We start from the raw sequence: 24,732 nt of genomic DNA, 5'->3' as shown, positions 1-24,732 counted from the left end.
GAGGCCGGGCACATGGAATTTGGCTTCACTACTGCTGCCTATGTTGTTGCGGCTGTTTTGTTCATCCTTTCGCTCGGCGGTCTGTCGAACCAGGAAAGCGCCAAGCGCGCGGTCTGGTATGGCATCGTCGGTATGGCGCTGGCGGTCTTCGCCACGCTGGTTGGTCCCGGTTCGGGACTGTGGCTGCTGTCGCTGCTGCTGATCGCCGGTGGCGGTTTCATCGGCCAATACGTGGCGCAGCGCGTGCAGATGACCGAGATGCCGCAGCTTGTCGCAGCTATGCACTCGCTGGTGGGTCTTGCGGCTGTATTCGTCGGCTTCAACGCTCATTTCGAAATCGGTAACGTGGCGCAGGTCATGGCGATTGCCGACAGTGCGTCTCAGGCGGATCTTTCCGATCTGGGCGCATTTGCTAAGCTGATCGCCAAGAAGACCGCGGCGGAACTGGCAATCCTGCATGTCGAATTGTACCTCGGCATCTTCATCGGTGCGATTACCTTTACCGGTTCGGTTGTCGCCTATGGCAAGCTGGCGGGTAAGGTGACGAGCGCCGCAACCAAACTGCCCGGCGGTCATGCGCTGAACGCGGCGGCTGCCGGTCTCTCGCTGATCTGCCTGATCTGGTACACCTCGTCGGGTGGCCTGTTCCCGCTGATCCTGATGACTCTGGCGGCGCTGTTCATTGGTTACCACCTGATCATGGGCATCGGAGGCGCTGACATGCCGGTGGTTGTGTCGATGCTGAACAGCTATTCGGGCTGGGCCGCTGCGGCGATCGGCTTCTCGCTGGGCAACGACCTGCTGATCGTGGTCGGCGCGCTGGTCGGTTCGTCCGGTGCCATCCTGTCCTACATCATGTGTAAGGCGATGAACCGCCACTTTGTCAGCGTGATCCTGGGTGGCTTCGGTGGCCCGCAGGGCGAACAGATGGCTGTTGAGGGCGAGCAGGTGGCGATCGACGCAGATGGAGTTGCGGCCGCGCTGAACGACGCTGACAGCGTGATCATCATCCCGGGTTACGGGATGGCCGTGGCGCAGGCGCAGCAGTCCGTTTCCGAACTGGTCCGCAAGCTGCGCGCCAAGGGCAAAGAGGTGCGTTTTGCGATCCACCCCGTAGCCGGTCGTCTGCCGGGCCATATGAACGTTCTGCTGGCCGAAGCGAAAGTGCCGTATGATATTGTTCTGGAAATGGACGAGATCAACGATGACTTCCCGGATACGGATGTGGCCATCGTGATCGGCTCGAACGACATCGTGAACCCTGCGGCGCAGGAGGATCCCAACAGCCCCATCGCCGGTATGCCGGTTCTGGAATGCTGGAAGGCCAAGCAGGTGTTCGTGTCCAAGCGTGGTCAGGGTACTGGCTATTCGGGTATCGAAAACCCGCTGTTCTTCAAGGAAAACACCCGCATGTTCTATGGCGACGCCAAGGCGAGCCTGGACAAGCTGCTGCCCATGATCGACTGATCGGCAGGCTGTATTAAAATTGCAAAGGGCGCCAGACGGCGCCCTTTTCTTTTTTTGTATGCAGGAGGCTTTGCCTCCTGACCTCCATGATATTTTTGGTCAGATGAAGCAGGCGGGGCGTGCTAGGCTGGGCGGGCCAGGTTGTTGACAGGAGGCGTTGATGGAAAAGGTGAACGGCATCGGCGGTGTGTTTTTCCGCGCGCGTAATCCGAAAGCGCTGTCCGCGTGGTACGAGACCCATCTGGGGGTCAATCACTACGATCCTGTCCCCTGGAAACAGCGCGAGGGGCACACGGTGTTTGCGCCTTTCGACCAGGAGACCGAATATTTCGGCCGGTCAGAGCAACAGTGGATGATCAACTTCCGCGTCGATGATCTGGCAGCGTTAATCGCGCAGCTTGAGGCAGCAGGCATCCAGGTCGAAACCCGCGATGAGTGGGACAGTGAGGTCGGGAAGTTCGCTCGTATTCACGACCCTGAAGGCAATCCGGTCGAGCTCTGGCAGCCAAATCAATAGGATAGCGCCACTGTATGCGGTGGTATTCATGTAAGTATATGAAATAAAACAATAATTGATGTATTTTGAATGCGGGGTATAGTGGCCTGGAGTCAGGGAGCTAAGAATGACGCCCATCCAGGATCATCCGCTGCGCTATGCGCTGGCCAATGAATTGCACGCGCGCCCGTTTCCGGTGGCGAAAACGCCCTGTACGGTGGTGTTTCTGGCCATCAAGAAGCCCGTTGCGGCGGCAGCGCGGGATCGTGATGAAGATGTTGCGCATCTGACGGATCTGCTGAACCGCCACGGAGCACCGCATCCGCAACCCGGGGCCACGCATTATGCCGGACAGATCGGGCGTCACTGGCTCAAATGGGAGCAGCACGCTGAATTCGTCACGTATACGGCCATTGCGCAGAATGTCAGTGACCGCCCGTTCAATCCGGCGGACTTCGAAATTTTTCCGCCCGACTGGCTGATGGCAAGCCCCGGTCAGCGCGTAACCTCGGCGATGCTGCGGGTGGTGGAATGCAAAGATGATGACTCCGTGAAGCCGATGCTTGCGGATTGGTTCGAACCGGAAAGCCTGGCGGTGGCCCGCGTTTTGGATGACGCCGCCATTTGCGCCAGCGATTTTCGCATCGACCCGGCGGGTCATATGCGCTTTGCCGTTTTTGTCCGTGACGGGACCAATCAGCGCCGGACTGGCCGTATCATTCAGCGTCTGTGTGAAATCGAGACCTATAAGGCAATGTCCATGCTGGGCTTTGCACGGGTGAAACAGCTGATGCCGCGCATAGGCGAACTGGACGGGAAGCTGACGGAGTTGATGAGGCAGATGACTGTCAGTTCGTCCAAGCCGGATGAGTTGTTGCCGCAACTGCTGTCCACGTCGATCGAACTGGAAACCCTGTCGGCCCAATCCTCTTTCCGCTTTGGAGCGTCGGGCGCCTATGAAGCCATCGTCAACCAACGGATCGAAATCCTGCGTGAGGAACGGTTCGAGGGCGGCCAGTCTTTTGCCGATTTCATGATGCGCCGCTATGACCCGGCTATGCGCACCGTAAAGTCGGCCGAGCGCCGCCTGCAAGCCTTGTCGGACCGGGCTATCCGCGCCGGCGACCTGCTGCGGACACGGGTGGATGTGGAACGAAGTGCGCAGAACCAGGCGCTGCTGGAAAGCATGGATCGTCGCGCGGATCTGGCCTTGCGACTTCAGCACACGGTAGAAGGTTTGTCGGTTGTTGCAATCAGCTATTATGCGGTGTCTTTGGTCAGCTATCTTTTGTATCCGCTGACGAGCGCGGGCATCAGCAAGGGGATGCTGACGGCCGCCGTGACATTGCCGGTTGTCGCAGGCGTTTGGGTCGGTGTTCGCCATATCCGCAAGCGGCTGTCCTAGATCACGTTTGCCAAAATCCATCAGGCCTGTAGAACGGGGCTGGCAGGTTTGCCCGGCAAGAGGGGTTTTTCGTGATCGGAATTGTGGTCGCATGGCGCGCTGTCGCGGCCATGTTCATCCTGAACGGTGCCTTGTTCGGCATCTGGGCATCGCGCATCCCCGCGGTGCGTGACAGGCTGGAGCTGACGCACGAGGCGTTGGGTTATGGCTTGCTGTTCATGGCGGCAGGGGCGGTGTGTTCATTTCCAGTGACGGGACGTCTGACCGACCGTTTCGGAGCTGTCGTTATCACGCGTGTGATTGCCGTTCTCTACACGCTTTCGCTGATCCTTCTGGCTCTGGCAGGCGGTTTCTGGGCGCTGGCTGTGTTTCTGTTCATCTTTGGGGCATTCCACGGGTCGATGGACGTGGCGATGAACGCCTGGGCGGCCGAGGTAGAGCAGGCTTATGATAAACCCGTCATGTCCTCGTTTCACGCGATGTGGAGCCTTGGGGCCGGGCTGGGGGCGCTCAGCGGTTACATGGCGGTCCAGATGGGGCTGACCGTGATCACTCATTTCCTGCTGGCAGGTGGGATTGTCGTGGGCTTTGCGCTTGCCCTGTCATGGGTGCGCTGGACGTCAAAACTGTCGGAGAGCGCGGGCGGCGCCGTTTTTGCATGGCCGTCCGGTGCTTTGGTTCTTGTTGGAATTGCGGCCCTGTGTGGTGCGTTGGGCGAGGGAGCGGTCGCGGACTGGAGCGCGGTCTACCTGCGCGATGTCACGGAAGCGACCGAAGGTGTTGCGGCGTTGGGTTATGCGGTGTTTTCGGTCGCGATGGTTGCGCTCAGACTGGCGGGTGGTGTGTTCATAGCCCGGTTCGGGCCGGTCAGCATCGCAAGATTCGGAGGTGTCTGTGCGGCCATCGGGGTGTTTTGCGTGGTATCCGCTGCGGCGACCTCGCTGGCTTTGTTCGGCTTTGCTTTGATGGGGATCGGTTATGCCGTCATCATGCCCTTGGCATTCAGCCGCGCCGCGAATGACCCGCTGGTGCCCCCCGGACAGGCAATTGCCAGTGTTGCAACGCTTGGATATGGCGGGTTGCTGATCGGGCCGCCATTGATCGGGTTTCTGGCCGAATTGTTTGGCCTGAGAATGGCGTTTTCGGTGCTGATACCGCTGGCGGTACTGATCGTCGTGTTGGCCGGCGCGCTGAAACGCGCCGGCTGACTTGGTTCAACGTCCGCGAATACGCGGGTCCAGAGCGTCGCGCAGACCGTCACCCAGATAGTTGACGCTTAGCACCGTCAGCGAGATCGCAAGACCGGGCCAGAACACGCGTTCGGGGTATTGCTGCAGATAGTCGACACCGTCAAACAGCAACCGGCCCCAGGTCGGGAAGTCCGGCGGAAAGCCCAGGCCCAGGAAGGACAGTGCGCTTTCGGTGATGATCGCGGTGGCGATGCCCAGCGTGGCGGAGACCATGATCGGGGACAGCACATTGGGCAGGATGTGCCGCGTGATGATCTGTCCGTTGCTTGTCCCGATCGAGCGCGCGGCCAGAACGAACTCCCGCTCCTTGATCGCCAGAACATCTCCGCGCACGATCCGTGCGGTCGGCATCCACGACGTGACGCCGATTGCGGCGACGATCAGGATGAAAATCCCGCGCTCCAGCCCGAATGCCGCTGACAGCGGTTCTCGGAACAGCAGCATCATGACTAGAAGCAATGGCAGCAGGGGCAGGGCCAGGAACAGATCGGTCAGGCGCATCAACGGCCCGTCCAGCCGTTTGAAGAACCCGGCCAGAACGCCGATGAAAGATCCCAGGAACAACGCCAGCAACATCGCAGTGATGCCCACGGAGACCGAGGTTTGCCCGCCTGACATCATACGGGCCAGAATGTCTCGGCCCAACTGGTCTGTTCCAAACGGATGCGACCAGCTTGGCCCCTGATTGCGGGACCGGATGTCGATCTGTGTCGGATCGATGCTCCACAGATAAGGACCAATGTAGACGCCGGCCACGATGAAGATAAACAGGACGGCCCCGATCATCGCGCCCTTGTGGGTCTTGAACTGATCCCAGACATCGCGCCACTGACTGCGGGGCGGGGTGGCCAGTTCCTCCAGCACGTCTGCCGTTGGCAGGGCGGTCGAGGCCGGGGCAAGCCCTTCGTCCGGAACCAGAGAATCCGTGCGATCATGATCAGTCATAGCGAATCCTCGGGTCCAGAATGCCATACAGGACGTCTGCGATCAGGTTGAACAGCACGATCAGGACGGCGAAGATGAAGGTCAGGGTCTGCACCATCGGCAGGTCATTGGCCTGAATGGCCCCGATCAGCAACTGGCCGATGCCGTTCACCTTGAAGACCTGCTCGGTAATGATGGCGCCGCCGAAGATGGCCGGAATGCCCAGAGCAATCACGGTGACAACCGGAATCATCGAGTTGCGCAGCACGTGGACCATCACGACGGTGTATTCGCTAAGGCCCTTGGCGCGGGCGGTGCGGACGTAGTCCTGATTGAGGTTATCCAGCATCGAGGCGCGCATGAACCGGCTGAGTTGTGCGGTGATCTGAAGCGCCAGAACCATGACAGGCATGATCATCTGCTTCAGCTGCACGACAAAACTGTCCCAGCTGTCGACCACATGTGTTGTGTCATAGATTGACGGGAACCAGCCAAGTTGGACCGAGAAGATCACGATCACCAGCACGCCCGAGAAGAAAGGCGGGACCGAGAAGCCGACCATCGACACGAATGTACCCATCTGATCGAACCAGGAATACTGGCGGTATGCGGAATAGATGCCGATGGGCAGCGCGATAAGGATGGCGACCACATAAGCGGTGCCGACGACCCACAGGGTCTGCGGGATACGCTGAACGACGATGTCCATGACGGGCGAGCGGGTCTGCCACGAAATCACACGCAGATCGCCTTCGGAGAAGGTCGTGCCGAACATCGAGTCGATCAGCACCTGCGGTTCAATCCAGAAGAACTGCACGATCCATTTCCAGAACCGGATATGCATCGGCTGCCCGAGGCCAAGCGCCTCGCGCATCTTCTCTTTGACTTCGGGGGGGACGGTAAGCGGAACCTGCGCCATGGGATCGCCGGGTGCGAGTTCAAGCAGCAGGAAGATGACGAGACTGATAAACAGGAGCGTCGGAACGGCCAGAATCAGTCGTCTGATGGTGAAGTTGAGCATCAAAAGGCGCCTTTATTGTGCGTCTTCTTGTTGGAGTGGTGTGCAAATGACCGCGCCCCGATACAGATCGGGGCGCAGCTTTGCAACTTGATGTTTAGGATCCGGTCTTGCGGTACCAGTCTGCTGCATTCCACAGCTCGCTGTCCCAAACATTCAGGATCACGCCACCCAGGGTGTTTGCGTGCGCCGACAGACGGCCACGGTGCACCAGCGGGATCATACCGCCGTTTTCAACCATGATGTCGTTCAGACGACGGGCGATTTTCGCACGCTCTTCCGCACCGGCGGTTTCGGCCAGCTGACCATGCAGCTTGTCGAATTCTTCGTTGCAGAAGCGGCTGATGTTTTCACCCTGCCACTGCGATTCCGGCTTGGGAGCCTTGTCGCACAAGCCGTTGCCCAGATAGGACTGCGGGTCGGTGCCGTTGAAGGTGTTGGCGTACATTTCAACGTCCGCATAGAACTTCTGGAAGGTGTCGGGCGAACCCGGGTCACCGCCGAAGAAGACCGACGCGTTGATGTTGCGCAGCTCGGTTTCGATACCGATCTGGCTCCACCATTCCTTGATCAGCGCCTGGAAGTCCTGACGGACGGCGTTGGTCGAGGTCTGGTAGACGATCTTCAGCGGAACGCCGTCTTTTTCACGCACGCCGTCGCCATCAGAGTCTACGATACCCGCGTCATCCAGCAGTTTCTTCGCACCTTCGATGTCCTGCGTGTCACAGGAAAAGGTGTCCGAATTCACGGCAGCCGGGGCCGGAACCCAGTTACAGGTGACCTGACCGGCCTGGCCATAGCCGATTTCCACCAGCAGCGGACGGTCGATTGCCAGAGACATCGCCTTGTAAACCGCAGGATCCTGCAGGAACGGGTGCGGATGCGCAGCAGTCGAACGCTCGCCTTCCGGCAGATCGGGCGACGGGTTGGTCTGGTTCAGCATGATGCGCTCGACCAGCGGGCCGAAGCCTGCGACCGGAGTGCCCTTGCCGCCTTCCTGCATCTGCTGGATCACCTCGGGTGCCAGCTGCAGGTTCCAGGCATAGTCAAACTCGCCGGTTTCCATCACCGCGCGGCCCGCCGCAGTTGCGTCACCGCCACCTTTGAAGGTCAGCGTCGCAAAGGCAGGTTTTGCCGGATCACGGTAGTTGTCGTTGGCCTTCATGGTGATCACGTCGTTCGGCTTGAACTCGGTGACGACAAACGGGCCGGTGCCGATCGGGTTAAAGTTCTGCTCGGTGCATTCGGGGGCTTTCGCGCCCAGGCAGTCGGCAAACTGTGCGGCCTGAATGATCGGGCTTTCGCCGCCGACAAACGGACCATAGGGGAACGGGGTCGGCGCATCGAACGTGACCTTTACGGTCAGGTCGTCCACGGCTTCGACCGATGTGACGCCTTCGAATTTGGTCACCTGCGCGCAGCCACCTTCGGGGTGCATGCAGTAGTCAGCGGTGAATTTCACGTCCGCAGAAGTGAACGGACTACCATCCGACCAGGTGATTCCCGGTGCGATTTTCCAGGTGATCGAGGTCAGATCTTCGCTGACACCGCCGTTTTCAACGGTTGGAATTTCCGATGCCAGATAAGGCACCATGTTGCCGTCCTGGTCGTAGCGGGCGAGCGGTTCGATCACCAGCGAGGCCGACTCCACATCCTTGGTGCCACCCGAAAGGAACGGGTTCAGGATCGACGGTGCCTGCCAGTAGATGATGCTGACATTGCCGTCCGATCCGCGCTCGGCAAAGGCCATCGGGGCCATCGCCGTGCTTGCAATCGCACCAAGCAAAAGGGTTTTGATTTTCATCATACACTCCATGTTGGACACATTCGTGTCTCGATTATCTCCGCAAGGCCTGCGGGTTTGGCGTTGCCGTGTGGGATTGTAAGGCGCTGAAAAGAAACATGTATGCAAGCCACGCTTCGCGAATTCCGCCATCTCCCAAAAACGGTTACTCGGCGTATCGAAACAGAGTTTTGGAAAATTGCAAGCCTTGCCTTAAGGAAAACCTGCAATGCGTTTGACTTTTCCCTTCCTGCCGCCTTAGCGTTTGGCATTCAAAAATAACAAGCCGCCAAGGGGAGCGTGCGCGTGCTGGATCAGCCTATTGCCCAGATCAAGAATCTCAGGGTCGAATTTCAGACCAAGGATGGTCCGGTGGTCGGGGTCGAAGATGTCTCGTTTTCGGTCAATCCCGGCGAAACCGTATGTATCGTTGGTGAATCGGGGTCGGGGAAATCGGTCTCGTCTCTGTCGCTGATGCGGCTGGTGGAATTCGGCGGCGGTGAGATCGCGGGTGGGCAACTGCTGTTTGACCGGCGCGACAAGACCGAAATGGACCTGTCTGGGGCCGATCAGAATCTGATGAAACAGATTCGCGGCAACGAGATCGGAATGATCTTTCAGGAGCCGATGACAGCGCTGAACCCCGTTTTTACCGTTGGCCGGCAGTTGACCGAAGGGTTGCGGATTCACAAGAATCTGTCCAAGTCGCAGGCCGAGGACCGCGCGCTGGAACTGCTGCGTCAGGTCCGCATTCCAGAACCCGAACGGCGACTGAAGCAATACCCGCACGAGTTGTCCGGCGGCATGCGCCAGCGGGTGGTGATCGCCATGGCCATGGCCTGCGAGCCGCGCCTGCTGATTGCGGATGAACCCACCACAGCGCTGGACGTGACCATTCAGGCCGAGATCCTCGCACTGATGGACCGGCTCAAGCGGGAAACCGGCACGGCAGTGATGTTCATCACGCATGACATGGCGGTTGTGGCGCAGATGGCCGACCGCGTCGTGGTCATGTTCCGCGGCAACAAGGTCGAAGAGGGCACGGTCAAGGAGATCTTTGAGAATCCGCAGCACGATTACACCAAGGCGCTGCTGGCCGCTGTTCCGAAACTGGGCGAAATGCAGGGAAAATCGGCCCCGGAACCGATGAAGCTGCTGGGTGTCGAAGGGCAGAACATCGCGCCAATCCCCGGCACCGAAGAAGTTCTGCTGACCGTCAAGAACCTGACCACCCGGTTCCCCGTCAAGGGTGGGCTGCTGCGTCGCACGATTTCCAATGTGCACGCGGTTGAAGACGTTTCGTTCACCCTGAACAAAGGCCAGACGCTGAGCCTTGTGGGCGAATCAGGGTGCGGCAAATCTTCGGCGGGTCGGTCGATCCTGCGGCTGGTCGAGCCGATGGCAGGTGAGGTCAATCTGGATGGCCTCGACATCATGAAACTGGATTCCGCAGGCCTGCGCAAAGCGCGGCTGGATATGCAGATGATCTTTCAGGACCCGTTCGCCTCGCTCAATCCGCAGATGCAGTTGATCGATCAGGTGGCAGAACCGATGCGCAACTACGGAGTCGCGTCAGGCTCGGAGTTGCAGGACCGTGTGGCGCAACTGTTCGACAAGGTACAGTTGCCGCGCAGCTTCATGCGTCGTTTCCCGCACGAGATGTCGGGTGGTCAGCGGCAGCGGATCGCGATTGCCCGAGCGCTGGCGCTGAACCCCAAACTGATCGTCGCGGACGAGGCGGTATCGGCGCTTGACGTATCGGTCCAGGCGCAGGTTCTGAACCTGATGATGGAGCTTCAGTCGGAACTTGGCCTCAGCTATCTGTTCATCAGCCACGACATGGCCGTGGTCGAGCGGGTCAGCCACCATGTAGGCGTCATGTATCTGGGCCGTATTGTCGAACTTGGCCCGCGTGCCCGTGTGTTCGAGAACCCGCAACACGCCTATACTCAGGCGCTGATGAAGGCTGTTCCGATTGCCGATCCGAACCAGCGGAAATCGGAAAAGGATCTGAATTTCAAGCCGATCCCGTCGCCAATTCATCCAATCGGCTATAAACCCGAACCTTCGGAATACCGCGAGGTCGAGCCGGGTCACTTCGTCCTAACCACGGATAGCGGTTACTGATCCCCATGCCGCACCGCCTGACGCCGCTTGAGATCATGACGCGCCTGATCTCGTTCCCGACGGTGAGCCGTGAGACCAACCTGCCTCTGGTTGACTGGGTCGAGGCCTACTTGGCCAGCCACGGCATCACGTCGCATCGCTGGCCCGATCCGAACCAGCCTCACAAAGCCGCCCTGCTGGCCCATGTTGGCCCCTGGCAGGAAGGGGCGGTTGTCCTGTCCGGCCATACCGATGTCGTGCCCGTTGACGGGCAGCCATGGGACAGCGACCCTTTCACTGTTGTTGAAAGAGACGGCAAATATTTCGGACGCGGAACCTGCGACATGAAGGGCTTTGACGCACTGGCCATCTGGGCATTGGTCGAGGCGCAATACGCGGATCTCAAACGACCTCTGCAACTGGCGCTGAGCTTTGATGAGGAGGTTGGCTGCACCGGAGCCCCGCCGATGATCGAAGCCATGCAGGAGTTTCTGCCCAAAGGATCCGCGGTGATCGTGGGCGAGCCGTCGATGATGCAGGCCGTCACGGGCCACAAGGGCAGCTTCGGGTATGATACACATGTTGTCGGGTTTGAGGTCCACAGCTCGATCATGCATACCGGGGTCAACGCGATCATGTCGGCGGCGCCGCTGATCGATTGGGCCAACGATCGTAATGCCGAGAATATGGCAGCCGAACCGAGTGATGTCGCCGCGATATTCGACCCGCCCAGGACCACCTGCCATGTCGGGATGATCGAAGGGGGCACGGCGCACAATATCACTGCCAAGGACTGCCGGTTTATGATGGATTTCCGAGTGGTGCCCGGTGAACAGGCATCGCACTGGAGAACGGACTATCTGAAGCAGGTGCGGCAGATCGAAGCCCGGATGCAGCAGGTCCACCCGGAAGCGCGCATCGACGTGGCCGAGGATTTTGCAGTACCGGCGCTGGTGCCCGAACCTGATGGAGAGGCCGAGGCCTTGGTGCGATCCCTGACGGGGGACAATGCCTCGCATGTTGTCAGCTACGGGACTGAAGCGGGGCAGTTTCAGGAAGCGGGCTATTCAGCGGTTATTTGCGGCCCCGGCGATATTGCACAGGCCCATCAGCCGAACGAGTTCATAACGATTGCACAGTTCAATGAAGGTCACAGATTTATGGAGCGGCTGGTAAACAAGCTCGGCGCCTGAGATTTGTGGCCACTTGGTCGATATTGAAACTCTTGTCACAGGAGGATGAAAATGCCCGTCAAAAACAGGCTAGCCGAAATGCATGGCGAGATCACCAAATGGCGCCGCCATCTGCATGCCAATCCAGAATTGATGTATGACGTCCACGAAACGGCCGCCTTTGTAACAGAGCGCCTGAAAGCGTTTGGCGTAGATGAGATTACGCCCGGTATCGGCAAAACAGGCGTTGTTGGCGTGATCCGGGGGCGGACCGACACGAAGGGTCGTGTCGTGGGTCTGCGCGCCGATATGGATGCGCTGCCCATCGAAGAGGCAACCGGGCTCGACTATGCCTCGACCGTGCCGGGCAAGATGCATGCCTGCGGGCATGACGGCCATACCTCGATGCTGCTGGGGGCGGCACAGTATCTGGCTGAGACCCGGAATTTTGATGGGACCGTTGTTCTGATTTTCCAGCCCGCCGAAGAAGGCGGCGCGGGCGGATTGGCGATGTGTCAGGATGGCCTGATGGAACGATGGGGCATTCAGGAAGTATACGGTATGCACAATATGCCGGGTCTTCCGGTGGGAGAGTTCGCCATTCGACCCGGGGCCTTGCTGGCCTCGTCCGACGAATTCGAGATTGTTGTGACGGGCAAGGGCGGGCACGCCGCCGCGCCACATGATGCGGTGGATACAACACTTGTCGCATCTCATATTGTCGTGGCTTTGCAGTCGGTTGTGTCGCGCACCGTCGATCCGATCAAGCGTGTGGTGCTGACGGTCGGCACCTTCGTGACTGATAGCGTTGCGTCGAACGTGATCGCGCATACGGTGCGGTTGCAAGGCACGGTGCGAACGCTGGATCCCGAGTATCGCGCGATCGCGGAAGAGCGGGTGCGCCGGATCGCCGAGGACACGGCCTCGGCCTTTGGTGCAACGGCAAAAGTGATCTGGACGCCGGGGTACCCGGCGACTGTCAATACCGATGCGGAAACAGGCTATGCTGCCGAAGCTGCGGCGGCTGTTGCCGGCAAGGTGAATGATAGCGTCGATCCGATCATGCCGTCGGAAGATTTCGCCTACATGCTTGAAGAACGGCCGGGCGCCTACATCTTTGTTGGCAATGGGGACACCGCCATGTGCCACCATCCTGAATATAACTTTGATGACGAAGCCATACCCGCGGGCTGCAGTTGGTACGCGGAAGTGGTGGAACGACGAATGCCTGTCGCATGACACACAGGGGAGAATGACATGCCTATCAAGAACCGCCTTGCCGAGATGCAGGAAGAAATCACCGCTTGGCGACGGGATCTTCATGAAAATCCGGAAATACTGTTCGAAACGCATCGCACCAGCGCGGTGGTCGCCGACAAGCTGAAGGAATTCGGCTGTGACGAGATTGTAACCGGCATCGGGCGAACCGGCGTTGTTGGCGTGATCAAGGGCAAGTCGGATACCAAAGGCAAGGTCATCGGACTTCGGGCGGATATGGATGCGCTACCGATCCATGAGGCGACCGGGCTGGACTATGCATCGAAAACTCCGGGTGCCATGCATGCCTGTGGCCATGACGGGCATACGGCGATGTTGTTGGGGGCCGCAAAATATCTGGCTGAAACCCGCAATTTCGATGGAACGGTTGTGGTCATCTTCCAACCTGCCGAAGAAGGCGGCGGCGGCGGGCGCGAGATGTGCGAAGATGGCATGATGGATCGCTGGAATATTCAGGAAGTCTATGGAATGCACAACTGGCCTGGTAAGCCCGTAGGGTCGTTTGCGATCCGTCCGGGTGCGTTCTTTGCAGCTACTGACCAGTTCGACATCACGTTCGAAGGCCTTGGCGGCCACGCGGCCAAACCACATGAAACTGTTGATACGACCGTCCTGGCCGCCAATGCAGTTTTGGCGTTGCAGACCATCGCTTCGCGTAATGCCGATCCGGTCGATCAGATTGTGGTATCCGTAACCTCGTTCGAAACCTCCTCCAAGGCTTTCAACGTGATCCCTCAGACGGTTCAGATCAAGGGAACCGTGCGCACCATGAGCAATGCTATGCGGGATCTGGCTGAGCGCCGGATCAACGAAATCTGCAACGGCGTTGCCGCGACTTACGGTGGGACCGCTGATGTGACCTATATCCGAGGCTATCCGGTCATGGTGAACAGCGACGAGCAGACCGATTTTGCGGCGGACGTGGCGCGTTCAGTCTCAGGCGCTTGCGAGGAGGCACCTCTGGTCATGGGCGGCGAGGATTTTGCCTTTATGCTGGAAGAACGTCCGGGCGCTTATATTCTGGTTGGCAACGGCGACACGGCGATGGTGCATCACCCGCAATACAACTTCAATGATGAGGCCATTCCGGCAGGATGCAGTTGGTGGGCCGAGATTGTTGAACAAAGGATGCCGGCCGCCTGACGGCAAAGGCGATGGGGGCTCTGCCCCCGTCGCGCCCATGGCGCGCCTCCCCCGGGATATTTTTAGCCAGATGAAGCGTGGACCCCACGGGCGATCACGTGAGAGAAAGATACTTGCAGAGTGTATCTGTGACGTCGTCCAGCGCCGATTTTTGAGTGTTCACGCAGGATTTGACGGCGCTTTGGGCTTCCGCTAATGCCACTTTGTCGCTCAGCCAAGTGGTGACGGCGGTGGCAAGGTCTTTTGCTGTCCGCACCTCGATTGAGCCGCCACTGTCGATCAGAGGCGCAAATGTTTCGGCAAAGTTGAAATACCCCGGCCCGGTAATGACGGCCGCGCCGGCCTGTGCCGGTTCAAACGGGTTGTGACCGCCGATTTCCTTAAGCGAGCCGCCCAAAAACACGATCGGACACAAGGCGTACCATGTTCCGGTTTCGCCGAGGGTATCGGCGACGTAGACCTGCGTGTCTGCCGTGATTGGCATGTCGGCAGAGCGCAGCGACATGGAAAGGCCGGCCTGCTGGATCAATGTACCGACATCTTCGCGCCGTTCAGGATGGCGGGGGATCAGCAGGAGTATCAGGTCGGGCCATCTTTCCAGCAATTGCGCGTGGGCCGCCAGCACGATTTCCTCTTCTCCGGCATGGGTGGAACTGGCGACCCAAACCGGCCGCCCGGCAATCTGGCTGCGGATGCTGGTCAGCGTTTCTTTGTTCACAGGCAGGGGGTCGGACATCGACTTGAGGTTGGTCCCGGGCTTGACCCGATCTGCCGGTGCCCCCATGGCCAGCAGGTTGGCCGCCGCCTTGTCGTTCTGGGTCAAAAACAAGCGAAACTGTTCAAGGATGAACCGCGCTGTTTGCGGACGCTTTTTCCAGCCAGCGACTGATTTGTCCGACAGGCGGGCATTGAGCAGGGCAAGCGGTGTTCCCAGGTGCGAGGCCTCGACAATCAGGTGCGGCCAGATTTCGCTTTCGACGAAGATCCCGGCATCGGGCTTCCAATGGGCGAGAAACCGTCCGACGGGGCCGCCGGTGTCCAGCGGCGGGTACTGGTGGCGCGTTCTGGGCGGAAGGCGCTTTTCGATAAGGGCCGCCGAGGTCGGAGTACCGGATGTGATCAGGAAATGCGCATCTGGCAGCTTTTCCGCAAGCCGATTGATCAGGCTGAGAACGGACAGGCTTTCTCCGACGCTGGCGGCGTGAAACCAGACCAGGCGGCCATCTGGACGGGGCTGGCTTGCGTGACCGAGGCGTTCCTGTTGCCGTGCCTGGGGAACCCCTGCGGCCTGCAGTTTGTTACGCACGCAACGCCAGACAAGCGGTGCGGCAATTGAGGTCAGGCCGCAATACAATCGATAAAGCAGTGTCTGGCCATTCCGGCGCGGCATGTCAGCCGCCTGTGTGGCTCATATGGCGGCTCATCTGGCCATCTACCGCCTGACGGGAATAGTCGAAATCATGCCCCTTGGGTTTGAGGTTGATCGCAGCGCGGATCGCGTCTTCGAGCGGTTGTTCCGTATCCGGATGATCCCGCAGCGGATCGCGCAGATCGGCCATGTCTTCCTGGCCCAGGCACATGTACAGCTCGCCCGTGCAGGTCAGCCGCACGCGGTTGCAACTTTCGCAGAAATTGTGGCTGAGCGGCGTGATGAAGCCGATCTTCTGCCCCGTTTCCTCGAGCCGGACATAGCGGGCAGGGCCGCCGGTCCGCTCGGCCAGATCGGTGACCCGGTAGTGGTTTTCGTATTCGGCCCGCACATCCTTGAGTGACCAGTACTGATCCAGACGATCTTCGTTGCCGATGTCCCCCATCGGCATGACCTCGATCCAGGTCAGGTCCATGTCACGCTCGGCGCACCATTGGGTGATGCGCGGCAGTTCTTCCTCGTTGAAGCCTTTCAGAGCCACGGCATTGATCTTGATCCGCAATCCGGCTTTTTGTGCGGCATCAATGCCGTTCAGCACCTGTTTCAGGCGGCCCCAACGGGTGATGCGGGCGAATTTGTCGTCATCCAGCGTATCCAGCGACACGTTGATCCTGCGCACGCCTGCAGCATACAGGTCCTCGGAAAAACGGTTTAGCTGTGATCCGTTGGTTGTCAGCGTCAGCTCTTTCAGCGCGCCGCTGTCCAGATGCCGGGTCATGGCGTTGAAAAAGCTCATGATGTTACGGCGCACCAGTGGTTCCCCGCCGGTTATGCGCAGCTTTTCGACGCCCAGCCGGACAAATGTCGAACACATGCGATCCAGCTCCTCGAGAGTCAGCAGGTCCTTCTTGGGCAGGAACGTCATGTTTTCGGACATGCAATAGACGCAGCGGAAATCGCAGCGATCCGTGACGGAAACACGGAGGTAGGTGATGGCGCGCGCAAACGGGTCGATAAGTGGAGCTGTCATGCGACATAGGTAAAGCTGCGGCCTGCCCACGACAAGGGTGAAGTTTCCTTCGCGCTGGCATAGATGGGCACAGATCGATAGGTTGTCGCCATGAGATATGCGGTTTTGATGTTGTGCGCTTTGCTGGCGGGATGTGACGCGGTTCGGTCAACGACGGACCGGGTCTTTGGCGGTGGCGATCGTGCTGCCGAACCGGATGCTGCGTCTGCCGGGGACGCGGTCGAACCGGAACCTGTTGCGGCCACTGCGGCTGGTTGGATCGGCGCCAGAACGACCGTCGCCGCGCTGGGTGATCCCACGACGCCGGGACGCTGGATGGAAACCCCTCTGGTCGAGACAGAGTTCACGGGGCGCGTTCTGGTCCCAAGTACGGGGGCACAGGCCTATATTGCGCTGGTTCCGGCGCCGGGACCTGAAAGCGGGGGCAGCCGCCTGTCGCTGGATGCAATGCGGGCACTTTTGTTGCCGCTCGACGCTCTGGTCGAACTTGAAGTCTATTCCAACTGATCTTTCAGGTATTTGCCGGCCTCGCGGCGGGCAAAGGGCTTCATCTGGCTGCCATGCGCGGACAGAAACGCAATGACGCGGGGCGGATCGTGTTTGGACAGTTCGCGCAGCCACCAGGCGACAGATTTCTGAATGAACCAGTCACGATCGGGAACATAACCCGCAGCCCAACCCAGAATACGGTCGCGGCGCTGCAGATCGTCGGGTTTGGGGTGGTTCTGCTTGGTCCAGGGCAGGGTGGCGACCAGCGCAGCCCTGCGGGTCCACATGTGGTCTGAGGCGGTCCAGAGCTCCACCTGATCCAGCCGCCCGGGGTCTGCTGTAAGGCGCTTTTGCATTGCCATGCAGGCGTGATCGGCCACCGCCCAGGCGTCAAAATCCGGCAACCAGCTGTGCAGCAGTTCCCAGACCGCCTGATCTGGCCGGATACGGGCCTGCGCCAGCAGTTTGGCAGCAGCAAGACGAGCCTCGTGAATGTTGCTCTGCCACAGAGCGTCCGCCACTTCTACGCGATCAGAAACATCCAGCTCTTGCCGCCACGACTTGGTGAGGTCGTTCAAAACCGGATTGGCGACCCCCAGATAAGGACGCTCGACCTTGTGATAGGCCGCCATCTGATCGGCGCGCTCGGGGTCGGCATGAGCCTTGATCTGGTTGAGATAGCTATCCGGCATCGCCGCCCTTTTCCAAGGCACGGGTGGGGTGGCCGTCAATCGTGGAGTGGTTCGTGTCGACCCAATAGGCCCGGATGTCTTCGTCGGATTTTCCGTCGACCCACTTTTGCATCGTGTCGCGGTCCGATTGGAATTCCATGAACGGAACCGCGTAGCCACAGGATGTCTGCACCATGTCGAGGCTGAGGTCATAGATCTGCCGCGCGCTGCGATGATTGGGGAACAGGGCGGCCAGTTCGTCCCAGCCATCGTCGCCGACATGCAGGGTATGTGCAGTGCCATAGGTGCGCAGGATCAGAGGGCGCGTGGTGAAGGAACACCACATCAGCGTCATGCGGTTGGTCTGCAGCAAATGACCGGCGGTTTCGTTGCCACTTCCGGTCAGGTTCATCCAAACGATCCGGTTGGGCCCAAGAACACGTAAGGAATCCATGCCCTTGGGCGAGATATTGACGCGACCTTCAGGCCCTGCGGTGCCGACAAAGAACATGTGCTGGTCTTCGATGAACTTGCGTTGGGCGGCGTCCAGTTCCGGGAATTGTTTGGACATGGTTCACTCCACCGTTACGGATTTGGCCAGGTTGCGCGGCTGATCCACATCCGTGCCCTTTGCGACAGCGGTGTGATAGGCCAGCAACTGGGCCGGCACCGAATACAGGATTGGTGCCAGGCTTGTATGGACATGCGGCATGCGGATCGTGTTCCAGACACCGTCTTCCGCGTCGGTAATGCCGTCATCGTCCGAGATGAGAATGACCTTGCCCTTGCGCGCCATGACCTCCTGCATGTTCGAAACCGTCTTGTCGAAAACGGCGTCGCGCGGGGCCATGACAACCACCGGCATGTGCTTGTCGATCAGGGCGATGGGCCCGTGTTTCAATTCACCCGAGGCATAACCTTCCGCATGGATATAGCTGATTTCCTTGAGCTTCAGCGCCCCCTCCATGGCCAGTGGATACATCAGCCCCCGGCCCAGAAACAACACGTCGCGCGCCTCGGACAGGCGCTGGGCGGATTTGCGGATGGCGTGGCTTTGATCCAGCGCCGCGTTCAGGATTGTGGGCAGACCGCGCAAAGCTGCGGCGTGATCGGCCAGTTCTTCGTCGCTGAGCGTGCCCCGGTCGGCGGCAGCCTTGAGCGCAAGCATCAGCAACACGCTCAACTGACACGTGAACGCCTTCGTCGATGCTACGCCGATTTCCACGCCGGCGTGGATCGGCAGGGCGATGTCACTTTCGCGGGCAATCGAGCTTTCGGGGACATTGACGACCGAAACGATCTTGTCCGCCTTGCCCTCGCAATAGCGCAGCGCGGCCAGTGTGTCCGCCGTTTCGCCTGACTGACTGACGAACAGGGCCAGTGTCCGATCAGTGATCGGTGGTTCGCGGTAGCGGAACTCGCTGGCGATATCGACTTCGACCGGCATTTTGGCCAGTTGTTCGAACCAGTATTTTGCGGTCAGGCAGGCATAGAAGGCTGTGCCGCAGGCTACCATGGTCAGCCGGTCCAGTTTCGTGAAATCCAGATCCGCATCGGGCAACACGACCCGGTCGCCACTTGTCGGCAGATAGGACCGGATCGCCTCGGCCACCACGATCGGCTGTTCGGCGATTTCCTTGGCCATATAATGTTTGTGCCCGCCCTTGTCGGTTCGGGTATGGTCCAGTTTGATCCGGCGCGTTTCCCGGTTGGCCAGGTCACCCTTGTCATTGCGGATTTCCAGCGACGTGCGGGTCAGGACGGCGCGGTCGCCTTCCTCGAGATATGTGATCCTGTCTGTCAGCGGGGCCAGCGCAATGGCGTCCGAGCCAACGAACATCTCGCCATCGCCATGGCCGATCGCCAGCGGAGAGCCTTTGCGGGCGGCAATGATCAGGTCATCCTCTCCATCGAACAGGAATGCCAGGGCAAAGGCACCTTCCAGCCGGTCGATCGTTTTGAAGGCGGCTTGAACCGCGTTCAGACCGGTTTTCATGTAGTGTTCGGTCATCAGGGCGACGGTTTCAGTATCGGTTTCGGTCTGGAAATCGATCCCGTTTTCTGCCAGCTCAGCACGCAATTCGCGGTAGTTTTCGACGATGCCGTTATGGACAACGGCCACCGGGCCCGCCCTGTGCGGGTGGGCGTTGGTGACCGAAGGCGCGCCATGCGTGGCCCAGCGGGTGTGGCCGATACCCGATTTTCCGGGCAAGGGGTCGTGCACCAGCAGATCGCTTAGGTTGACCAGCTTGCCCACGGCCCGCCGACGCCCCAGTGCGCCGTTGTTGACCGTTGCAATCCCCGCACTGTCGTAACCGCGATATTCCAGCCGCTTCAGCGCCTCGACCAGAATAGGGGCGGCTTCGTGCTGTCCCAGTACGCCAACAATACCACACATATTCTAGGCTCCTTTGTCGCGGCGAGCCTTCTTCGCCTTTAACATTTCAAACAATTTACGCGCATAACCCGGTTTGTTTTCCTGGCGTGAACGAGCCACGGCCAGTGCGTCGGGATCGACATTCCTAGTGACCACCGTGCCAGTGGCCGTCATTGCGCCGTCGCCCAGCGTGACCGGTGCCACCAACATAGTGTTGGAGCCGATGAAGACATCGTCACCAATCGTTGTTCGGTGCTTCATGACGCCGTCATAGTTGCAGGTGATGGTTCCGGCGCCGATATTGGTTCTGGCCCCGACCGAGGCATCGCCGACATAGCTGAGGTGATTGACCTTGGCACCTTCACCGATTTCTGCATTCTTGATTTCGACGAAATTTCCGATACGCGCATCTTCGGCCAATTCGGCGCCCGGACGCAGGCGGGCATAGGGGCCAACGATGGCACCGCGGCTGACATGGCATCCTTCAAGATGCGAAAAGGCGCGGATCGTTGCGCCGCTTTCCACGGTAACGCCGGGGCCAAAAACCACATTTGGTTCAATCACGGTATCGCGCCCGATCACTGTGTCAGCAGCCAGGTACACGGTCTGCGGGTCCATCAGCGTGACGCCCAAATCCATCAGTTCTGCACGAGCGCGGGTTTGATAAACGGCATCTGCCGCCGCCAGATCGGCGCGGGAATTGACACCCAGTGTCTGGGCCTCATCACAGGCAACAGCGGTGACCTTCAGTCCGCGATTTCCCGCGATTTCAACAACATCGGTAAGGTAGTACTCGCCGGATGCATTGCCATTCCCGACCGCGTCGATCAGCGAGAACAGGGTCTGGGCATCGCAGGCCAAAAGGCCCGAATTGCAAAAGGTGATCGCGCGCTCCTCCTCGGAGGCGTCCTTGAATTCAACGATCCGTTCCAGTGTGTCGCCCTTCATGACCAGTCGGCCATAACGGGCGGGATCGGCCGCCTCGAACCCGAGAATGACAAGATCGTTCTCGGCCCGCGCGGCTACCATCCGTTCCAGAGTGTCCGGTTGCAGAAAGGGTGTGTCGCCATACAGAACCGCGATATCGCCGGAAAACCCGTCCAACGCGCCGCGTGCATGCGCGACCGCGTGGGCGGTACCCAGTTGCTCCTCCTGCATGGCGATATGCACGTCTTCATCCTCGGCCCGCGCGGCTTTGGCGACCGCCTCGGACCCGTGCCCGGTGACGATGACAGTGCGTTCGGGGGACAGAATTGCGCCGGCGCGCATGGCGTGAACCAGCATCGGGGCCTGCGCGATGGGATGCAGAACTTTTGGTATCTCCGAATTCATCCTGGTGCCTTTTCCGGCGGCGAGGATGACAAGGGCAGTGGTCATGAAATCGTTTTCTCTTTGTGTTTTGTTGTCGTCCGTTTTATCCGCTGGTTTCAAAGGCGCAAGCGGTTCGCCCATCAAACAAGATTGCCGTTTGCAACATCTCATGGCGGGTTTCTGCCGAGCAAGGAGGCAAAATGCGTACGGTCATCTTCGATCTGGACGGCACTTTGGCGGATACTTCAGGCGATTTGCTGGCGGCGGCAAATCATTGTTTTCGTGAAATGGGGCATGGCGATGTTCTGACGCGGGAACAGGACGCCGGTGTTGCCTTGCGTGGCGGACGCATGATGCTGAGCCACGGGCTGAAACGGGTCGGAGCGTATGACGAGGCAACAGTGCTGGCGTATTATCCAATTCTGCTCGAGGCCTATTCGGAAGCCATTGACATCCACACCAAATTCTACCCCGGCGCGCTTGAGGCAGTCGATACGTTGAAAGCCACAGGGTACGGTGTGGGTATCTGCACCAACAAACCCGAGGCTCTGGCCGATCTGCTTTTGATGCGTCTTGGGGTGCGGGATCGTTTCGCCTCGCTGGTTGGGGCCGATACGCTGGCGGTGCGAAAGCCCGATCCCGAACCCCTGCGCGAGGCCGCGCGCCGTGCTGGCGGGCACCCCGACCAGTGCGTTCTGATTGGAGACTCGGATACCGACCACAACACGGCACGCGCCGCCGGGGTGCCGTCGGTCCTGGTGACGTTCGGGCCTTCCGGCGAAGATATGGCCGCGTTGGAACCGGACGCCCTGCTGCATCATTTCAATGATCTGCCCGACGTCGTGAATGACCTGATCGGCGTGACGGCGTAAGCTCTTGACCGGAACCTTTTGCAGGATCAGAACTGGCACATGACCGAAACATTCTCTGGCAGCTTCACGCAGCAGGAACCCATCCCCGAAGACGCAATCGAAGCCGCGTTAGCCGTCCTCCGGCACGGCCGGCTGCATCGCTATAACGTGGTGCCCGGGGAACTGGGCGAGACTGCATTGCTGGAACAGGAATTTGCCGCGCAGACCGGCGCGAAATACTGTCTCGCCGTGTCCTCGGGGGGGTATGCGCTGGCGACCGCCTTACGGGCCGTCGGGGTTCAGCCGGGTGATCCGGTTCTGACGAATGCCTTCACGCTGGCTCCGGTGCCGGGGTCAATCGCCTCGGTCGGTGCCCGCCCGGTGTTTGTCGGGGTGACGGAAAGCCTGACGATCGATCTGGACGATCTGGAAGGAAAGTTGGGTCAGGCACGCGTTCTGATGCTAAGCCATATGCGCGGACATCTGTGCGACATGGACCGGCTGATGCAGATGTGTGATGCGGCCGGTGTCACGGTGATCGAGGACTGCGCCCACACGATGGGTGCGGCATGGCGGGGGCAATTGTCGGGCCGTCAGGGCGCCATCGGGTGCTATTCCTGTCAGACCTACAAGCATGTCAATTCCGGTGAAGGCGGGCTGCTGATCACCAATGATGAGGAACTGGCCGCCAAGGCCACGATGCTGTCGGGATCCTACATGCTGTATGAGCGGCATCTGGCCGCCCCCGGGCCGGAGGTTTTCGAGCGCATCAAATACACCACGCCTAACGTTTCTGGCCGCATGGATAATCTGCGGGCCGCGATTCTGCGCCCGCAACTGCGGGATCTCGACCGTCAGGTGCAGCGCTGGAACGAACGTTACAGAGAAGTTGAGGCAGGTTTGCGCCAAACGCCCGGGTTGACGATTGTCGAACGCCCGGAGGCCGAGACCTATGTCGGGTCTTCGATCCAGTTTCTGCTGCTGGACTGGCCCCCTGACCGCATCGCAGAGGTCATTGCCCGCTGTGCCGCGCGAGGGGTGGAGTTGAAGTGGTTTGGCGGGGCGGAACCGGCCGGTTTTACCTCGCGCTATGACAGCTGGCGCTATGCGGAAAGCACCCGGATGCCAGCGAGTGACCGTATCCTGGCCGGCATCATGGATATGCGGGTGCCTTTGACGTTTTCGCTTGAAGACTGTCGCGTCATTGCTCGGATTATCCGATCCGAAGTCGGTGCAGTCTATCAGGCGCAATCCGATTGAGTGCGCCTGCGGCGCACGCTTGATTTCTCAAAGAAACCGCCGCCTGCCAACGGGCGGCGGTTTTTTCGTTTTGGCAGATCGTGAAACCGTAACGTTGACCGGCCGGATGCAAGCTGGTATGTCGTTATTGAACAACTGTTCATTAAACCGGCAAGGGAGGCCCCGGATGTTCACCGCAACAATGCAATTTGATCTGGGCGAAGATGTGAATGCCCTGCGCGATATGGTGCATCGCTGGGCGCAGGAGCGGGTCAAACCGATGGCCGCCGAGATCGATTCCTCGAACGCGTTTCCGAATGATCTGTGGACGGAAATGGGGGAACTGGGCCTGCTGGGCATTACCGTGCCCGAGGAATACGGCGGAGCCGGAATGTCCTATCTGGCGCACACGGTCGCGGTCGAGGAAATCGCTCGCGCGTCCGCTTCGGTGTCTTTGTCTTACGGCGCCCATTCGAACCTGTGTGTGAACCAGATCAAGCTGAACGGCAACGCCGAGCAGAAACAGAAATACCTGCCACGCCTGATTTCCGGTGAGCATGTCGGCGCGTTGGCGATGTCCGAACCTTCGGCCGGATCCGATGTTGTGTCGATGAAGCTGCGGGCCGAGAAACGGAACGATCATTATCGGCTGAATGGCAACAAATACTGGATCACCAACGGCCCGGATGCCGATACGCTGGTTGTCTACGCCAAGACTGATCCGGACGCAGGGTCCAAGGGCATCACCGCCTTTCTGATCGAAAAGGAGATGACCGGGTTTTCGACCTCACCCCATTTCGACAAGCTGGGGATGCGCGGGTCGAATACCGCCGAACTGATCTTCGAAGATGTCGAAGTGCCCTTCGAGAATGTTCTGGGCGAGGAGGGCAAAGGCGTTTCGGTGCTGATGTCCGGGTTGGATTACGAACGCGTCGTTCTTGCGGGGATTGGAACCGGTATCATGGCGGCCTGTCTGGATGAGGTCATGCCTTATCTGGCCGAGCGCAAGCAGTTTGGCAAACCAATCGGTACCTTTCAGCTGATGCAGGGCAAGATCGCCGATATGTACACCGCGATGAACTCGGCCAGAGCTTATATCTACGAGGTCGCAAAGGCCTGTGACCGGGGCGACGTGACCCGTCAGGACGCGGCGGCTTGCTGCCTCTATGCGTCGGAGCAGGCCATGACGCAGGCTCATCAGGCGGTTCAGGCAATGGGCGGGGCCGGGTTCCTGTCCGACGCTGCGGTCAGTCGCATCTTCCGGGATGCAAAGCTGATGGAGATTGGTGCCGGGACCAGCGAAATCCGTCGGATGCTGATCGGGCGCGAAATGATGAACAAGATGCTCTGAGA

Annotated in this window: 21 protein-coding genes; 12 read left to right on the top strand and 9 right to left on the bottom strand. The window is 59.7% G+C overall.

Annotated features, from left to right (window positions below; genetic code table 11):
- Window positions 1-12 precede the first annotated feature (12 nt).
- The 4 genes from AC2FIR_RS12405 to AC2FIR_RS12390 all read left to right on the top strand — a co-directional run bounded on the left by AC2FIR_RS12405 (window position 13) and on the right by AC2FIR_RS12390 (window position 4,576).
- Window positions 13-1,467, top strand: coding sequence for an NAD(P)(+) transhydrogenase (Re/Si-specific) subunit beta (locus tag AC2FIR_RS12405; RefSeq protein WP_170615302.1), 1,455 nt, complete (start codon window positions 13-15; stop codon window positions 1,465-1,467).
- Window positions 1,468-1,627: 160 nt separating this feature from the next.
- Window positions 1,628-1,984 (top strand): VOC family protein, encoded by a 357-nt coding sequence (locus AC2FIR_RS12400; protein ID WP_496762448.1) that lies wholly within the window; start codon window positions 1,628-1,630, stop codon window positions 1,982-1,984.
- A gap of 106 nt (window positions 1,985-2,090) precedes the next feature.
- Window positions 2,091-3,368 carry a DUF3422 family protein gene (locus tag AC2FIR_RS12395; RefSeq protein WP_170615304.1) on the top strand — a complete coding sequence of 426 codons (1,278 nt, stop codon included), beginning with the start codon at window positions 2,091-2,093 and terminating at the stop codon, window positions 3,366-3,368.
- Window positions 3,369-3,439: 71 nt separating this feature from the next.
- The gene (locus AC2FIR_RS12390; RefSeq protein WP_480489556.1) at window positions 3,440-4,576 is read left to right on the top strand and encodes an MFS transporter; all 1,137 of its coding nucleotides are present in this window, start codon (window positions 3,440-3,442) and stop codon (window positions 4,574-4,576) included.
- Window positions 4,577-4,582: 6 nt separating this feature from the next.
- On the opposite strand, the gene AC2FIR_RS12385 is transcribed toward AC2FIR_RS12390, so the two are convergent.
- From AC2FIR_RS12385 to AC2FIR_RS12375, 3 genes are all read right to left on the bottom strand, one after another.
- Window positions 4,583-5,563, bottom strand: a complete 981-nt coding sequence (locus AC2FIR_RS12385; RefSeq protein ID WP_170677871.1) for an ABC transporter permease — start codon at window positions 5,561-5,563, stop codon at window positions 4,583-4,585.
- Window positions 5,556-6,563, bottom strand: a complete 1,008-nt coding sequence (locus AC2FIR_RS12380) for an ABC transporter permease (RefSeq protein ID WP_170615306.1) — start codon at window positions 6,561-6,563, stop codon at window positions 5,556-5,558. The genes AC2FIR_RS12385 and AC2FIR_RS12380 overlap by 8 nt, the downstream gene beginning before the upstream one ends.
- Before the next feature lie 94 nt (window positions 6,564-6,657).
- On the bottom strand, window positions 6,658-8,364 hold the full coding sequence (locus AC2FIR_RS12375) for a peptide ABC transporter substrate-binding protein (RefSeq protein ID WP_170615308.1): 1,707 nt from the start codon (window positions 8,362-8,364) through the stop codon (window positions 6,658-6,660).
- 285 nt (window positions 8,365-8,649) lie between these two features.
- Here AC2FIR_RS12375 and AC2FIR_RS12370 point away from each other — a divergent pair, with 285 nt between their 5' ends.
- The 4 genes from AC2FIR_RS12370 to AC2FIR_RS12355 are packed head-to-tail and all read left to right on the top strand — an operon-like array spanning window position 8,650 to window position 14,042.
- Window positions 8,650-10,470: an ABC transporter ATP-binding protein gene (locus AC2FIR_RS12370; protein ID WP_496746102.1), complete on the top strand. Its 1,821-nt coding sequence runs from the start codon at window positions 8,650-8,652 to the stop codon at window positions 10,468-10,470.
- Between the two features lie 5 nt (window positions 10,471-10,475).
- Window positions 10,476-11,642, top strand: coding sequence for an acetylornithine deacetylase (gene argE, locus AC2FIR_RS12365; protein WP_496762446.1), 1,167 nt, complete (start codon window positions 10,476-10,478; stop codon window positions 11,640-11,642).
- Between the two features lie 51 nt (window positions 11,643-11,693).
- Window positions 11,694-12,860 (top strand): M20 aminoacylase family protein, encoded by a 1,167-nt coding sequence (locus tag AC2FIR_RS12360; RefSeq protein ID WP_480525197.1) that lies wholly within the window; start codon window positions 11,694-11,696, stop codon window positions 12,858-12,860.
- 18 nt (window positions 12,861-12,878) lie between these two features.
- On the top strand, window positions 12,879-14,042 hold the full coding sequence (locus AC2FIR_RS12355; protein ID WP_170677864.1) for a M20 aminoacylase family protein: 1,164 nt from the start codon (window positions 12,879-12,881) through the stop codon (window positions 14,040-14,042).
- A gap of 94 nt (window positions 14,043-14,136) precedes the next feature.
- Here the strand turns inward: AC2FIR_RS12355 and AC2FIR_RS12350 are convergent, their stop codons facing one another.
- A complete protein-coding gene (locus AC2FIR_RS12350) occupies window positions 14,137-15,432 on the bottom strand; it encodes a 3-deoxy-D-manno-octulosonic acid transferase (protein WP_496762444.1) in 1,296 nt (431 codons plus the stop codon).
- A 1-nt stretch (window position 15,433) separates the two neighbouring features.
- Entirely contained in the window at window positions 15,434-16,441 is a 1,008-nt protein-coding gene (gene moaA, locus AC2FIR_RS12345) for a GTP 3',8-cyclase MoaA (RefSeq protein WP_496746107.1), read from the bottom strand.
- Window positions 16,442-16,531: 90 nt separating this feature from the next.
- Between moaA and AC2FIR_RS12340 the strand changes: the two genes are divergently transcribed.
- The gene (locus tag AC2FIR_RS12340) at window positions 16,532-16,948 is read left to right on the top strand and encodes a hypothetical protein (protein WP_496746109.1); all 417 of its coding nucleotides are present in this window, start codon (window positions 16,532-16,534) and stop codon (window positions 16,946-16,948) included.
- On the opposite strand, the gene AC2FIR_RS12335 is transcribed toward AC2FIR_RS12340, so the two are convergent.
- From AC2FIR_RS12335 to glmU, 4 genes are read right to left on the bottom strand one after another with little or no spacing between them, the layout of a single operon-like run.
- A complete protein-coding gene (locus AC2FIR_RS12335; RefSeq protein ID WP_496746111.1) occupies window positions 16,936-17,622 on the bottom strand; it encodes a DNA alkylation repair protein in 687 nt (228 codons plus the stop codon). The genes AC2FIR_RS12340 and AC2FIR_RS12335 overlap by 13 nt on opposite strands.
- Window positions 17,612-18,172 (bottom strand): pyridoxamine 5'-phosphate oxidase family protein, encoded by a 561-nt coding sequence (locus AC2FIR_RS12330; protein WP_496746113.1) that lies wholly within the window; start codon window positions 18,170-18,172, stop codon window positions 17,612-17,614. Before AC2FIR_RS12330 ends, AC2FIR_RS12335 begins: the two co-directional genes overlap by 11 nt.
- A 3-nt stretch (window positions 18,173-18,175) precedes the next feature.
- On the bottom strand, window positions 18,176-19,999 hold the full coding sequence (gene glmS, locus AC2FIR_RS12325; protein ID WP_496746115.1) for a glutamine--fructose-6-phosphate transaminase (isomerizing): 1,824 nt from the start codon (window positions 19,997-19,999) through the stop codon (window positions 18,176-18,178).
- A gap of 3 nt (window positions 20,000-20,002) precedes the next feature.
- The gene (gene glmU / locus AC2FIR_RS12320; RefSeq protein ID WP_496762442.1) at window positions 20,003-21,355 is read right to left on the bottom strand and encodes a bifunctional UDP-N-acetylglucosamine diphosphorylase/glucosamine-1-phosphate N-acetyltransferase GlmU; all 1,353 of its coding nucleotides are present in this window, start codon (window positions 21,353-21,355) and stop codon (window positions 20,003-20,005) included.
- Between the two features lie 134 nt (window positions 21,356-21,489).
- Between glmU and AC2FIR_RS12315 the strand changes: the two genes are divergently transcribed.
- The 3 genes from AC2FIR_RS12315 to AC2FIR_RS12305 all read left to right on the top strand — a co-directional run bounded on the left by AC2FIR_RS12315 (window position 21,490) and on the right by AC2FIR_RS12305 (window position 24,730).
- Window positions 21,490-22,161 carry an HAD-IA family hydrolase gene (locus tag AC2FIR_RS12315; RefSeq protein WP_170615332.1) on the top strand — a complete coding sequence of 224 codons (672 nt, stop codon included), beginning with the start codon at window positions 21,490-21,492 and terminating at the stop codon, window positions 22,159-22,161.
- A 39-nt stretch (window positions 22,162-22,200) separates the two neighbouring features.
- Window positions 22,201-23,400, top strand: coding sequence for a DegT/DnrJ/EryC1/StrS family aminotransferase (locus tag AC2FIR_RS12310; protein WP_496746120.1), 1,200 nt, complete (start codon window positions 22,201-22,203; stop codon window positions 23,398-23,400).
- Window positions 23,401-23,566: 166 nt separating this feature from the next.
- On the top strand, window positions 23,567-24,730 hold the full coding sequence (locus AC2FIR_RS12305; RefSeq protein WP_480525216.1) for an isovaleryl-CoA dehydrogenase: 1,164 nt from the start codon (window positions 23,567-23,569) through the stop codon (window positions 24,728-24,730).
- Window positions 24,731-24,732 lie beyond the last annotated feature (2 nt).

It is taken from the genome of Ruegeria sp. CDSB136 (assembly GCF_059610965.1).
Note: the sequence above shows the minus strand (reverse complement) of the source record. Positions and strands in the feature narration are given on the sequence as shown.